The 1448-nt window shown below is 72.9% G+C and carries 1 protein-coding gene and 1 pseudogene; one reads left to right on the forward strand and one right to left on the reverse strand.

Annotated features, from left to right (window positions below; all coding sequences use genetic code 11):
* The coding region (locus AC31A1_RS51350) for an MFS transporter (RefSeq protein ID WP_489659905.1) at positions 1 to 1123 on the forward strand (1123 nt) is incomplete at its 5' end.
* Here the strand turns inward: AC31A1_RS51350 and AC31A1_RS51355 are convergent.
* Positions 1074 to 1448 (reverse strand): annotated as a pseudogene (locus AC31A1_RS51355) (TetR/AcrR family transcriptional regulator); the annotation flags it as partial. The gene AC31A1_RS51350 and the pseudogene AC31A1_RS51355 overlap by 50 nt on opposite strands.

Below are 1448 nucleotides of genomic sequence, written 5' to 3' on the forward strand. Positions count from 1 at the left end.
CGGGGCCAGTCTCAGTTTCTTCCTGCTGCTGTCGGTCGTACCGGCGTACGCGGCCGAGCGGGGCGGCGGGGGCGCGGCGGGGCTCGCGACGGGTTCGTTGATGCTCGCGACGGTGCTCGGGGAGCTGGGCACGCCCCGGCTGGTCGCGCGCTTCGGGTATCGGCTGACCCTGATCGCCGGACTGTTCCTGCTCGGGGCACCGGCGTTGGTGCTGACCGTCTCGGGGCAGGCAGCCTGGATCGCGGCCGTGTGCTTCGTGCGCGGGCTCGGTTTCGCGCTGACGATCGTCGCGGGCGGTGCCCTCACCGCGTCGCTGATCCCGGACGAACGCCGGGGCGAGGGGCTGGCGTTGGTGGGTGTGGTGTCCGGGGTGCCGTCGCTGGTCGCGCTGCCGCTGGGACTGTGGCTGGTCGACCGCGTGGGCTACGGCCCGGTCGCCGTCACCGGCGGCCTCGCCGCGCTGGCCGCGATCGTCTTCGTCCTCGGACTGCCGGACCGGGCGGACCGCTCCGAGCAACCACTGGGTGTCGTAAGGGGATTGCGCACGGGCGCGCTGCTCCGGCCGGTCCTGGTCTTCGCGGCCACCGCCACCGCCGCCGGCATCGTGGTGACCTTCCTGCCGCTGGCCGTGCCGTCGGCGTCGGCCGGAGTCGTCGCGGCGGCCCTGTTCGTGCAGACCGCGGCCTCGACCCTGACGCGCTGGCTCGCGGGCCGCCACGGCGACCGGCACGGCAGCGCGCGGCTCGTCCTCCCCGGCCTGCTCCTGTCGGCGGCGGGCGTCCTGGTCATCGCTCCAACTGCCAACCCGGTAGCGGTCATCGCGGGCACCGCCGTGTTCGGCGCGGGCTTCGGCATCGCCCAGAACGCCACGCTGGCCCTGATGTACACCCGCGTCTCCGCCGCCTCGTACGGCACGGTCAGCGCCCTGTGGAACCTGGCCTACGACGGCGGAATGGGCGTAGGCGCGGCGGGCTTCGGCGTCGCGGCGGGCCTGACGGGTTACCCGTGGGCCTTCGCGCTGACCGCGTTGCTGATGCTGGGGGCGGTGGCGCCGGCGTTGTGGGACCGCCGGATCACCGCACCTCGCCCATACCCTCAAGCACCTGGCGCAGGCCCTCGGTGAGCTGTTCCGCGTCGGGCGCGCTCGCCGGGTCGAAGTTCCACTGTGCGATGAGCCCCGTGATCAGCGTCATGTAGAGAGCGCCGAGGGTGTCCGCGGTCTCGTCCGGGATCTCCGCCTCGGGCACGCTCGTCATCAACGCGACCATGCCCCGCCCGCCTTCACGCTGGGCCCGGGCCAACTGGTCGCGCACATCGGGCAGTTTGTCACCCATGGTCATGATCTCCATGCCGAGCCCCCACATCGAACCGGGCTCACTCATGGTGGCCACGATGTTCGAGAACACCGCCCGGAACCGCTCCAGCGAACCGGGCTCACCCCCCAGCTC

This window comes from Streptomyces sp. P5F9 (assembly GCF_057961495.1).